An 11,896-nucleotide genomic window follows, 5' to 3' on the forward strand; every position below is an offset into this window, starting at 1 on the left:
CCGGGCCCGAACCGCCGGACAGGCCCCGGCCCACCGACCGAGTTCGCTAGGGGCTGTTTCACGTGAAACCGATCGACCCGCGCCTGCTCCACTACGCGCGCGCCACCCGCCTCTTCCTGGCAGCCGTGGTGGGGCTCGGAGTCGTCGGGGCGGCGCTGGTCATCGCCCAGGCGATGCTCGTCGCCGAAGTGGTGGTGGGCGGGTTCGAGGACGGGGTGACCGTCTCCGGGCTGCGGACCCCGCTGATCCTGCTCGCGGCGGTGGCGCTCGGGCGGGCGTTGGTCTCCTGGCTGACCGAACTGGCCGCGTACCGGGCCAGCGCGGCGGTCAAGTCCGAACTCCGCGGCCGACTGCTGGAGCGGGCCGCGGAGCTCGGGCCCGGCCTGCTGAGTGACCGGCGCACCGGCTCCCTGGTGACGCTCGCCACCCGGGGTGTCGACGCGCTCGACGACTACTTCGCGCGTTATCTGCCACAGCTCGGACTCGCGGTGGTCGTGCCGGTGGCCGTCCTTGCCAGGATCGTCACCGAGGACTGGGTCTCGGCAGCGATCATCGTGGTCACGCTGCCGCTCATCCCGCTTTTCATGATCCTCATCGGCTGGGCCACCCAGTCACGGATGGACCGCCAGTGGCGGCTGCTGTCCCGGCTCTCCGGGCACTTCCTCGACGTGGTCGCCGGACTGCCGACGCTGAAGGTATTCGGCCGTGCCAAGGCACAGGCCGAATCCATTCGCGCCATCACCTCGCAGTACCGGCGGGCCACGCTGCGGACCCTGCGGATCGCGTTCCTGTCGTCCTTCGCTCTGGAGCTCCTGGCGACCCTGTCGGTGGCCCTCGTCGCCGTCACCATCGGCATGAGGCTCGTACACGGTGAACTCGACCTCTACACCGGTCTGGTGGTGCTCATCCTGGCCCCCGAGGCCTATCTGCCGATCCGCCAGGTCGGAGCGCAGTACCACGCGGCCGCCGAGGGGCTCTCGGCCGCGGAGGAGATCTTCTCGGTCCTGGAGACCGAGCCCCGGCGGGGCGGCACGGCGGCTGTCCCGGAGTCGCTGCGGCTGGAGCTGGAGGGTGTGACCGTACGGCACGAGGGCCGCGACGCGCCTTCGTTGGACCATGCCTCGCTGGTGGTGGACAAGGGGGAGACCGTTGCCCTGGTCGGCCCGAGCGGCGTCGGGAAGTCCACCCTTCTCGATGTGGTGCTGGGCTTCACGGCACCCGACGAGGGACGTGTGCGGGTCGGCGGCGTCGATCTGGCGACCCTGGACCCGGAACGCTGGCGGGAACGGATCGCCTGGGTCCCGCAGCGCCCGTATCTTTTCGCGGGCACGATCGCGGAGAACGTACGGCTGGCCCGGCCGGACGCGGACGACGGCGCGGTGACGGCGGCGTTGCGGGACGCCGGAGCGTACGACTTCGTGGCGGAACTGCCGGACGGTGCGCAGACGCTCCTCGGCGAGGACGGCGCGGGCCTCTCCGCCGGTCAGCGCCAGCGGCTCGCACTCGCGCGCGCCTTCCTCGCCGACCGCCCGCTGCTGCTGCTCGACGAGCCGACCGCGAGCCTGGACGGCGAGACGGAAGCGGGGATCGTCGAGGCGGTACGGAGACTGGCGGAGGGGCGGACCGTGCTGCTGGTCGTGCACCGCCCGGCGCTGCTTCCGCTGGCCGACCGGGTGGTGAGACTCGAACCTGGAGTGATACCCCGACCCGTGAAGCCCGAGGAGTCCGCCGCGGGGCCACGTCCTGCGGACGCACCCGCCGCAGGACGCGCCGCGGCGCCGGAGCCGGAGGCGCTGCGGGACACCGCGGGCCGCCCCGGACGGGTCCTCGCCCGGGTCCGGGAGGCCGCCGGGGCGCAGCGCGGACAGCTGGCACTCGCGCTGCTGCTGGGAAGCCTCGCCCTGGGCTCGGCCATCGGACTCATGGCCGTCTCCGGCTGGCTGATCTCCCGTGCCTCCGAGCAGCCTCCGGTGCTTTATCTGATGGTCGCCGTGACCGCGACCCGCGCCTTCGGCCTCGGACGGGCCGTCTTCCGCTACGCCGAGCGCCTGGTGTCGCACGACGCGGTGCTCAAGATGCTCGCCGAGCTGCGCGTCGCGGTCTACCGCGGGCTGGAGCGCATAGCGCCGGCCGGTCTGCGCCGAACCCGGCGCGGGGATCTGCTTTCCCGGCTCGTCGCCGATGTCGACGCCCTGCAGGACTACTGGCTGCGCTGGCTGCTGCCCGCCGGGACCGCCGTCGTCGTGGGAGCGGCGACCGCCGGGTTCATCGGCTGGCTGCTGCCGGCGGCGGGCGTCGTGCTGGCCGCCGGACTGCTGCTGGCCGGAGCGGGGGTGCCGCTGGTCAGCGGCGCCTGCTCCCGCCACGCGGAACGCCAACTGGCTCCCGCACGTGCCGATCTGGCCACCCGGATCACGGATCTGCTCGGCGGGACCGCCGAACTGACCGTCGCGGGCGCCCTGCCCGCTCGCAAGGCGCGGACCCGGGAGGCCGACGGCGTCCTGACCCGCATCGCCGCCCGCGCGGCGAGCGCCACAGCGCTCGGCGGCGGCCTCATCGCCCTGATCGGTGGCCTCACCGTCGTCGCCACCGCACTCGTCGCCCTCCCCGCCGTGCACGACGGGCGGCTCGCGGGTGTGGAGCTCGCGGTGGTGGTGCTCACGCCGATGGCAGCCTTCGAGGCTGTGATCGGTCTGCCGCTCGCCGTGCAGTACCGGCAGCGGGTCAAGCGCAGCGCGGAGCGGGTGTACGAGGTGCTGGACGCCCCGCTGCCCGTGCGCGAACCGGACAGTCCGGCCGGGACGCCCGGATCGCCCTTCCCGCTGGAAGTCCGGGGGCTGTCCGCCCGGTACGCGGGAGCGGAACGGGACGCCCTGGACTCCGTCGATCTCCGCCTGACGGCAGGTCGGCGGATCGCGGTGGTCGGGCCTTCCGGCTCCGGGAAGACGACCCTCGCGCAGGTCCTGCTCCGCTTCCTGGACGCTCGGAAGGGGACTTACCGGATCGGCGGAGTCGAGGCCTGTGCACTGGAGGGGGACACAGTGCGGGGTTTCGTCGGGCTGTGCGCCCAGGACGCCCACATCTTCGACAGTTCCATCCGGGAGAACCTGCGGCTGGCCCGTACCGGCGCGACGGACGAGGAACTGCGGGCCGCCCTCGACAGGGCACGGCTGCTCGACTGGGCCGAGGCGTTGCCCGACGGGCTCGACACCCTCGTCGGCGAACACGGCGCACGTCTCTCCGGCGGCCAGCGCCAACGCCTCGCCCTGGCCCGGGCGATCCTGGCCGACTTCCCCGTACTCGTTCTGGACGAGCCCGCCGAACACCTCGACCTGGCGACCGCGGACGCCCTGACCGCGGACCTGCTGGCCGCCACCCGGGGGCGTACGACGGTGCTGATCACCCACCGCCTCCAGGGGCTCGAAGCCGTCGACGAGGTGGTGGTGCTGGAGGCCGGGCGGGTCGTGCAGCGGGGCCCGTACGCCGATCTCGCCGCCGAGGAAGGCCCATTGCGCCGGATGCTGGAGCGCGAGCGGGAGACCGAAGGGGTGGCTGAGGAGGCGATGGGCGTGCGGGTGTGAACGGGAGAGCGCAGGGGTTCCGAGGGAGCCGTCGGCGTGCGGGTGTGAGCGGGGCGGCACGACAGCCGACTTTCCTCACTAATAGGGACTAACTAGTCTCGGGGTATGCCAGAGCAGGACCCGAAGGACTCACTCGAAGCCGCGACCCGGGTGACCCGCAGCCTGCAGGGTCTGTCCACCGAACTCACCGCCCGGGTACCGCAGCTGCTGGAAGCCATGCGTTCCGTCGGCACGGGCCTCGAACTGCACTCCACCCTCGACCGGATCTGCGAGACGGCGGCCGAACTCGCCCACTCCCGCTACGCCGCCATCGGCGTCGTCGACCAGGAGGGCGAGGGGCTCTCCGATTTCGTCACCTACGGAGTGCCGGACGAGGTGGCGCACGAGATCGGCCGCCGCCCCGACGGGCACCGCGGACTGCTCGGCGCGCTGATCCACGATCCTGTCCCGGTGCGGCTCGCCGACCTGACGGCCGATCCCAGGTTCGCCGGATTCCCGCCCGGCCATCCCCCGATGCGCACCTTCCTCGGCGTCCCGATCCGGGTCCAGGGAGAGATCTTCGGAAATCTCTATCTGGCGGAGAAGGACGACGGGGGCGAGTTCAACGACTACGACCTGCACATGCTGCGGGTGCTCGCCACGGAGGCCGGGATCGCCATCGGCAACGCCCGGCTGTACGAGGCGGCACGCCAGCGTGAGCGGTGGATCGACGGGTCGGTGGCGGTGACCACCGCCCTGCTCTCCGGCGGTGACGCCGATGACGCGCTCTCCGTCGTCGCCGAACAGGCCCGCCATCTCGCCGCGTCCGCCGCCGGGATCGTGCTGCTGCCTGCCGAGGAGGGCGGCTTGGAGATCGTCGCCGTCTCCGCGGAAGACTCCTGCGCCCCGCTGGGGGTGATCATCGGGCCGGAGAGCCCGGTGGTGGCGAGCTTGCTGAGCGGCGAGGCGGTCTTCATCGACGACTCGGCCACCGATCCCCGCATGATCAGCAGGCTGGCCCAGCACTTCGGCCCGAGCATGCTGCTGCCCCTGCACAGCGGCGGCCGGGTGCTGGGCGCGCTCGCCACCCCTCGCGCTCGGGGCGACCGGCCGTTCACGGAGACGGAACGGACCCTCGCCAACCAGTTCGCCTCACAGGCCGCGCTCGCGTTGATGATGGCCGAGGCGCAGCGGGACCGGGAGCGGCTCGCGGTGTACGAGGACCGCGACCGGATCGCCCGCGATCTGCACGACCTGGTCATCCAGCGGCTGTTCGCCACCGGAATGATGCTGGAGAGTGCCCAGCGCCGGTCGGTCGTGCCCGAGGTACAGACGGGTGTCGGCCGGGCGGTCGACGAACTGGACGTGACCATTCAGGAGATACGTACCGCGATCTTCGCGCTGCAGCAGGAACCCGCCGAGGCGCCGTCCGGGCTGCGCACCCGCGTACTGCGCGAGATCAACATGGCGGCGGTCCCGCTGGGGTTCAAACCCTCGCACCGCTTCCTCGGCCCGGTGGACTCGCTGGTCGGCGAGCTGACTGGTAAGAACCTGATCGCGGCGCTGCGTGAGGCGCTCTCCAATGCCTTCCGGCACGCGGAGGCCTCGTCGATCGATGTGGTCGTCGACGCGACCGGCGCACTGCCCGACGGGAGGGACGCGGTGCGGCTGTCGGTCGCCGACGACGGGGTGGGCATCCCGCAGGGCGGTCGGCGCAGCGGCCTGCGGAACCTGGCGCGCCGGGCGGAATCGCTTGGTGGCGCGAGCTGGTTCGGGCCCGGCATCGGGGAGGACGGGGGCGGCACGACGGTGGTGTGGCAGGCGCCGATCTGAGGCCGCCGGGAGCTCAGCGGCCCGGCCCCGCAGGGGCGTCGGGGCTTGGGCCTCAGCTGTGCGCGTCAGCGTGGAGCGTCGGGAGCAGCGCGCCTCAGTGTGGGGCGTCCGTCGTCCGGCGCTCGGCGAGGATGCGTTCGATGACGACCGCGACGCCGTCGTCGCCGTTGGTGGCGGTCCGGCCGGACGCGGCGGCGAGCGCGGCCGGGTGGGCGTTGCCCATCGCGTACGACGTGCCCGCCCAGCTGAGCATTTCCACGTCGTTGGGCATGTCGCCGAAGGCCACGACCTCGGCGGGCGAGATGCCGCGCTCGGCGCAGCAGAGCGCCAGGGTGCTGGCCTTGGAGACGCCCGGGCCGCTGACTTCCAGCAGGGCCGTGGGGCTGGACCGGGTGAAGGAAGCCCGGTCGCCGGCTGCCGTACGGGCCAGGGCGAGGAAGTCGTCCGGGGCCAGTTCGGCGTGGTGGGCGAGGAGCTTCAGCACGGGGGCGCCGGTGCCGGGCGTCTCCTCGTGGAGCAGCTTCTCGGCGACGGCGACGGTGGCACCCGGGTCCAGGTGGAAGGGCGGGTAGGCCGGCTCGTAGTGGATGCCGGTGGTCAGCTCTACGGCGAAGGTGGTGCCGGGGGCGGCGGCACGCAGGGTGTGCACGACGTCGAGGGCGATGTCGCGTGCCAGCGGGCGGACCTTGACCAGCTTGCCGTCCGCGTGCAGGTCGGCGACCGCGGCGCCGTTCGCGCAGATTGCCAGGCCGTGGCCGTGGACATGCTCGCTGACGACGTCCATCCAGCGCGCCGGGCGTCCGGTTACGAAGAAGACCTCGATGCCGGCCTCCTCGGCGGCGGCGAGCGCGGCGACCGTACGGTCCGAGACGGTCTTGTCGTCGCGCAGCAGGGTGCCGTCCAGGTCGGTGGCGATCAGCCGGGGAGCGGCAGGCGAAGGCGAGTCGGTAGCTGAGGTCACACGGCCATTCTCGCGTACGACGGTGCACGGGCGTGCAGAGGGGCGCGCATATGGGGATGCGCGCCCCCTGACCGGCGAACATGCCTGACGCACATGCCAGCGGGTCCGGTCCGAGCGGTCCGAGCGCTCTGTGCTGGGTTCGCGGGCTGGTCCGCCCAGGCCGGCCCAAGCCGCCCGAGTCGACCCGTGCTGATCCGCTCGTGCCGGTCCGGGTGTCCGGTCAGCGGCCGAGCTGGGACAGGCCCTCGGTGGCGATGCGCTCGAAGATCTTCTCGTCCGCGGCGAAGTCGGAGTCGGGGATCGGCCAGTGAATGACGATCTCCGTGAAGCCCAGCGCGAAGTGGGTGCCCGCGAAATCCACGAAGGCGTCGAAGGACTGCAGCGGACGGCCCGGCGTGAAACCGGTGAGAAGGATCTTGTCCAGCCCGGCGACATCCCGGCCGCTGGACTCGCAGGCCGCTCCCAGCTTGGTGAGCTGTCCGCGAATGGCCTCCACGGACTGCTCCGGGGTGCCCGCTTCGTACAGCTTCGGGTCGCCCGTGGTGACCCAGGCCTGGCCGTACCGTGCGGCGAGCTTCATCCCGCGCGGGCCGGTGGCGGCCACCGCGAAGGGCAGCCGCGGCCGCTGCACACAGCCGGGGATGTTCCGGGCCTCGTTCGCAGCGTAGAACCGGCCTTCGTGCGTCACCGAGGGCTCGCGCAGCAGCTGGTCGAGCAGCGGTACGAACTCGTCGAAGTGATCGGCCCGTTCGCGCGGCGTCCAGGCCTCCTCGTCGCTCCGGCGCAGCGTCGTGGCGTCGAATCCGTTGCCGCCGGCGCCGATGCCGAGGGTGACGCGTCCCTGGGAGACGTCGTCCAGCGTGATGAGGTCCTTGGCCAGCGTGACGGGGTGCCGGAAGTTGGGGGAGGTGACGAGGGTGCCCAGGCGCAGCCGCTGGGTGGCCGCGGCCGCGGCGGTGAGGGTCGGTACCGCACCGAACCACGGCCCGTCGCGGAAGGTCCGCCAGGCCAGGTGGTCGTAGGTGTAGGCGGAGTGGAACCCAAGATCCTCGGCACGCTGCCAGAGCTTTTTCCCCTCGCTCCAGCGGTGGATCGGCAGAATTACAGTGCTCAGACGCATGGCTACGACCATACGGGTCCGAAAACAGATGGTCCGCCTCCGCGGAAGCGCACAGGCCTCGGCGTCCCGGTCGCCGGATCAGCCGCGGGAGCGCAGGAATGCGGGCGGCACGGCAGCGGTGAGCCAGACTCCGTTGGCGCTGACGTAGAAGGTGTGGCCCGCGCGGTGCAGGGCGCCCGCGTCCACGGACAGGACCACGGGGCGGCCGCGCCGGGCCCCGACCCTGGTAGCGGTCTCACGGTCGGGCGAGAGATGGACGTGCGTGCGGTTCATGGGCCGCAGGCCCTCCCTGCGGATTGCGTCCAGCGCGCTGCCCACCGTGCCGTGGTAGAGGTATGCGGGCGGTTCGGCCGGCGGGAGGGCGAGGTCCACCGGGACGGTGTGGCCCTGGCTGGCGCGAATACGGCCGTTCTCGACGGCGAAGCGCTGTTTGTCGTTGACGGCGACTACATGGTCGAGCTCGCTCCGGGTGATCGGGAAGTTGTTGCGGGTCGTGGCGCGCAGCAGTTCGCCGATCGGTACCCAGCCGTTGGCGTCGAGCGTGATGCCGATCCGCTCCGGCTGGTGCCGCAGGTGTTTCGAGAGGTACTTGGACACCTTGATGGTGCGTCTTTCGTCCATTCCGTCAGAGTGCCCGCGGCGGTCGCTCACGCGCATCCGGATTTCACCTCGATTCACTAAAGTAATTTTATTCGCTGTAGCAATTTTCGTCCACAGGTTTGATCCACAGCCAACTCAAGTTATCCACAGGCTAATTGGAAAGTCTGTGGACAAGTCCACTAAAAATCAACCGTTTTGAGTAATACTCTTTATTTCGCCAGTAGATGAGGCAAGTGCGTCCAATGTCCTTGACTGCACCTCACGTTCCGCCGCTGCCGCGACGAAGGCGGACACGTTCTCCGACCCAACCAGGCGTTGTACGGAACGAATTGTCTCCGCCGGCAGATCCACCTGGCACGTCGCGGATGGCGAGGCAGCCGAGGTGAGCGGCCTGTCCGCGCCGAGGTGGTGTTGCAGATGCCGGGTGGCGAACACCCGCATCGCACGAGCCAGTTCGGCGTCAACCGTCTGCTGGGCGAGCGGGCGCAACTTGCGCACCATCGTGGCCGCTTCCGCCGCGTCCGAGTCCGTCGGCGGGCGATGGCCGAGATACCGCGCGAAGACGTGCTCGGTGGTGAACTCCAGGAATCTTGAGGCGATGTGCTCGACCTGGCCGCGAAGTTCCCTGAGATGACCGGAGATTGCGCTGAGCGGTACGCCGGCGGCGTTCAACTCGACTGCTGCAGCCAGCTCTTGCGGGCTCGGGACCAGGAACTCGTCATCCCGCCCCGGGACGCGTTCCAGCACGCCGAGGTCCACCGCCTCGGCGACCGCCTCGTCGTCCGGACTGCCGCCGAACCTGCTGTTCAGCTCGGCCCGGCTGATCCGGTCGGCCTGCTCGTCCGTCCAAGGGCCGTGCACCTCGGCGACGAGCCCCAGCACCCCGCCCAGGCCGCGGCCCGTGTCCCAGGCCTCCAGGAGTTCCTTGATGCTGGCCAGGGTGTAGCCGCGATCCAGCAGATCGGCGATCTGCCGGAGCCGCGAGAGATGGGTGTCGCGGTAGACGTTGGCCCGGCCGCGTCGTTCCGGCGTCGGCAGCAGGCCGCGGTCCTGGTAGGCGCGGATCGTCCGGACCGTGGCGCCGCTCGCATGCGCCAGGTCCTCGATCCGGTACTCGGCGGCGGACCGGCCGGCCGCCGCCGACGACTGCCCGCGGCCGCTCACAGCGGCGGCTTCAGGCGGGCGATCCCGCGCAGCGCACCGGGGCTGAAGCGGGACAGGAACCGGGCGCCGCGGGCCTCCGGCGTCACCGGCACGACGGCCTGGTTGCGCACCACCGCCTTGAGGATCGCGTCCGCGACCCTCTCCGGCGGATAGTTGCGGAGCCCGTACAAGCGGCTGGTCCGCTTCCGCAGCCGCTTCTCCTCCTCGGCGTCGGCACCGGCGAAGTGTGTCGTCGCGGTGATGTTCGTATTGACGATGCCGGGGCAGATCGCGCTGACCCCGATCGACCGGTCGGCGAGTTCGGCCCGCAGGCACTCGCTGAGCATCAGCACGGCTGCCTTGGAGGTGCTGTAGGCGGGCAGCGCCCGGGAGGGCTGATAGGCGGCGGCGGAAGCCGTGTTGACGATGTGGCCGCCCTGGCCGCGCTCGGCCATCTGTCTGCCGAAGATCCGGCAGCCGTGGATGACACCCCACAGATTGACATCGAGGACGTTCTTCCAGTCCTCGCTCGTCGTCTCCAGGAAGGAGCCGGACAGGCCGATCCCGGCGTTGTTGACCAGGACGTCGACGACGCCGTACTCCCCGGCGACCTTCTCGGCGAGCTTCTCCATCGCCTGTTCGTCGCTGACGTCGACCACTTCGCCCCAGGCGGCCGGGGAGCCGATCAGGCGGGCCATCTCCGCCGTCCTGGCCGCCCCCTCCGCGTCCCGGTCGACGGCCACCACCCGGGCACCCGCCTCGGCGAAGGCGAAGGCGGTGGCCCGGCCGATGCCCCCGGCCGCCCCCGTCACGAGGACGAGTTGTCCGCCGAACCGGTCCGCGTAGGCCCCGGTCGGCGCGGTGTCCTGCATCGGTCGACCCTCCGCCCGCGCCGACTCGTTGGCGGCGACGAACTCGCTGATCCAGGATGCGAGCCGGTCCGGTCTGGTGCGCGGCACCCAGTGCTGGCCGGGCAGGGAACGCCGTACCAACTGCGGTGCCCACAGCTCCAGTTGGTCGTACAGGTGTTCCGAAAGGAAGATGTCGCCGGTCGGTGTGATCAGCTGGACAGGTACATGCGCGTAGGCGTCGGTACGGGGTCTGCGCAGGCGAGCCCGGACGTTGTCACGGTAGAGCCAGGCGCCGTGAGCCGCATCGCTGGGCAGGGAGGACGTCGGATAGTCGCCCGCGGGCACCTTCTCCAGCCGCTGGAGGATCCGCGGCCACTGCCTGCCGAGCGGGCCGCGCCAGGCGAGCTCGGGCAGGACCGGCGTATGCAGCATGTAGACATACCAGGACTTGGCGCCCTGTCCGAGCAGTTGGCCGACGCGGCGCGGGGTGGGTCGGGTCATCCGCTGCTTGATCCAGTGGCCGAAGTGGTCCAGGGAGGGCCCGGACATCGAGGTGAACGAGGCGATCCGGCCCTCGGTCCGCTCGACCGTGGCGAACTCCCAGGACTGGACCGAGCCCCAGTCGTGTCCGACCAGATGCACCGGCCGGTCCGGGCTCACGGCATCGACGACTGCCAGGAAGTCATCGGTGAGCTTCTCCAGGGTGAAGCCGCCGCGCAGCGGCGTCGGTGCTGTGGACCGGCCGTGCCCGCGTACGTCGTACAGCACGACGTGCCACTGATCGGCCAGCTGCCTCGCCACGTCCGTCCAGACTTCCTTACTGTCCGGGTAGCCGTGGACGAGGACGATGGTCGGCCGTGAATCGTCGCCCAACTCGGCGACGCACAGCTCGATTCCGCCCGTACGAACCCGGCGCTCGCGCGCCCCCGGCAGACTCATGCCGCCACCCTCTCCTCGGCCCAGCGCCGCACATGCGGCAGATCGTCGTCCAGCCAGAAGGCGCTCTGTTCGGGGTCCTTGGAGTCGGTGACCACCAGGATCTCCTCGAACTTGGCGCCCGTACCCCGGAATCCGAGGTGGGGTTCGACGGCCCACAGCCCGCGCTGCGGCGGATGGTCGGAGAAGCGGTACGGACTCCACAGCGGCGACCAGCCGTCCCGGTGGCCGTGCAATGCGTCGCTCACAAGTCCCTTGAGCGACTGGGTGCCGAAGCCGAACACATGCGGGGACCAGCGGTGCTCGGTGACGCGGTCGACCTTGTGGGCGATGACTCCGAAGGGGTACGCGCGATGTCTGTTGGCGTACCCCTGCTTGATCATCAGGCGTTCGACGTCCTCGTAGATCTCGCGCAGCGGACGCCGCTCCCGCACCTCGCGCAGAATCAGCTCGCGGTGGACTTCCAGATCGGCCAGGAGCTTGTCGTGCAGCGGGCTGAGACCGAGGCAGCCGGAGTAGCCGATGTCCGCCGTGAAGCCCTTGTGAACCGGGGCCATGTCGAGGATGAACGGCATCCCCGGCTCCAGCTTCCGATGGGTCGGGAAGAACTGCAGGGGCACCTTGAAGCCGGCGAAGGCCGTGCGGTCCCCGAACCAGGCGAAGGGGAGGTGGAACCAGTCCCGCACCCCGCGCTCGCGCAGCCAGTCACGCTGCATCCGGGCCGCCTCGCGCTCGGTCACCCCCGGCCGGAGCCGGGCGGCGACCGCCTCTGCGCAGTCGTACGCGAGACGCTGCACCTGTCTGAACCCCCGCAGCTCCGGGGCCTGTTCGTCCTTCACCGCCGAGGTCATGCCACCGTCCGTTCCTGCTGTGTGCGGTACGTGTCCGTAAC

General features: G+C 71.0%; 8 protein-coding genes. 2 read left to right on the forward strand and 6 right to left on the reverse strand.

Annotation, left to right across the window (positions count from 1 at the left end):
- Positions 1 to 62: 62 nt before the first annotated feature.
- Together cydD and ACZ7L9_RS09330 are read left to right on the forward strand one after the other, a co-directional pair.
- Positions 63 to 3,581 carry a thiol reductant ABC exporter subunit CydD gene (gene cydD / locus ACZ7L9_RS09325; protein WP_471413911.1) on the forward strand — a complete coding sequence of 1,173 codons (3,519 nt, stop codon included), beginning with the start codon at positions 63 to 65 and terminating at the stop codon, positions 3,579 to 3,581.
- Between the two features lie 105 nt (positions 3,582 to 3,686).
- Positions 3,687 to 5,393, forward strand: a complete 1,707-nt coding sequence (locus tag ACZ7L9_RS09330) for a GAF domain-containing sensor histidine kinase (protein ID WP_471413913.1) — start codon at positions 3,687 to 3,689, stop codon at positions 5,391 to 5,393.
- A 94-nt stretch (positions 5,394 to 5,487) separates the two neighbouring features.
- Here ACZ7L9_RS09330 and ACZ7L9_RS09335 read toward each other — a convergent pair whose 3' ends face one another.
- The 6 genes from ACZ7L9_RS09335 to ACZ7L9_RS09360 all read right to left on the reverse strand — a co-directional run bounded on the left by ACZ7L9_RS09335 (position 5,488) and on the right by ACZ7L9_RS09360 (position 11,855).
- Positions 5,488 to 6,354, reverse strand: coding sequence for a Cof-type HAD-IIB family hydrolase (locus ACZ7L9_RS09335; RefSeq protein ID WP_471413914.1), 867 nt, complete (start codon positions 6,352 to 6,354; stop codon positions 5,488 to 5,490).
- A gap of 220 nt (positions 6,355 to 6,574) precedes the next feature.
- The gene (locus ACZ7L9_RS09340) at positions 6,575 to 7,486 is read right to left on the reverse strand and encodes an LLM class flavin-dependent oxidoreductase (RefSeq protein WP_471413915.1); all 912 of its coding nucleotides are present in this window, start codon (positions 7,484 to 7,486) and stop codon (positions 6,575 to 6,577) included.
- Between the two features lie 66 nt (positions 7,487 to 7,552).
- Positions 7,553 to 8,095, reverse strand: a complete 543-nt coding sequence (locus ACZ7L9_RS09345; RefSeq protein ID WP_471413917.1) for an RNA 2'-phosphotransferase — start codon at positions 8,093 to 8,095, stop codon at positions 7,553 to 7,555.
- Between the two features lie 165 nt (positions 8,096 to 8,260).
- Positions 8,261 to 9,238 carry a MerR family transcriptional regulator gene (locus tag ACZ7L9_RS09350; protein WP_471413918.1) on the reverse strand — a complete coding sequence of 326 codons (978 nt, stop codon included), beginning with the start codon at positions 9,236 to 9,238 and terminating at the stop codon, positions 8,261 to 8,263.
- Complete coding sequence (locus ACZ7L9_RS09355; protein WP_471413919.1) at positions 9,235 to 11,007, reverse strand: SDR family oxidoreductase; 1,773 nt, start codon at positions 11,005 to 11,007, stop codon at positions 9,235 to 9,237. Before ACZ7L9_RS09355 ends, ACZ7L9_RS09350 begins: the two co-directional genes overlap by 4 nt.
- Positions 11,004 to 11,855: a M24 family metallopeptidase gene (locus tag ACZ7L9_RS09360; RefSeq protein WP_471413920.1), complete on the reverse strand. Its 852-nt coding sequence runs from the start codon at positions 11,853 to 11,855 to the stop codon at positions 11,004 to 11,006. The genes ACZ7L9_RS09355 and ACZ7L9_RS09360 overlap by 4 nt, the downstream gene beginning before the upstream one ends.
- Positions 11,856 to 11,896 lie beyond the last annotated feature (41 nt).

The organism is Streptomyces sp. NPDC111516 (assembly GCF_055635345.1).